1 pseudogene is annotated in these 356 nt (G+C 65.7%); it reads right to left on the minus strand.

Going from position 1 to position 356, the window contains the following annotated elements:
- Positions 1-130 precede the first annotated feature (130 nt).
- Positions 131-280: pseudogene (locus NE591_RS16380) on the minus strand (ornithine carbamoyltransferase); the annotation flags it as partial.
- Between the last annotated feature and the right edge of the window lie 76 nt (positions 281-356).

Here is a 356-nt window from a genome sequence, read left to right on the forward strand (position 1 = left end):
TCCACGACACGAACACCACCATCGGCGCCGAGATCGCTGAGCAGTTCGGCGTGACCGAGATGGAGGTGGAGGACGTCGTGTTCGAGTCGTGGAACGAGGGCAGGCAGTGCATGAAGATGGCATCCGGGTTCGCCTTGGCCATCACGGCCTCGGTCACGCGGTAGGGCTAGAGCAGCGCAATGCGATCGCGCCACAGATCGGCGGGCTGGCCCATGCCGACCCACACGTCGGTGTACACCGCATCCACGCCGCGGATGCCCTCGTCGATGTCATCGGTCACCGAGAGCGTCGCCCCGCTTATGGACGCGAGCTTCTGGCAGGCCTCCCACAGCTCCGGACGATAGGTGCGGTTCCCG

This window comes from Adlercreutzia sp. DFI.6.23 (genome assembly GCF_024462535.1).
Classification (GTDB): Bacteria; Actinomycetota; Coriobacteriia; order Coriobacteriales; family Eggerthellaceae; genus Adlercreutzia; species Adlercreutzia rubneri.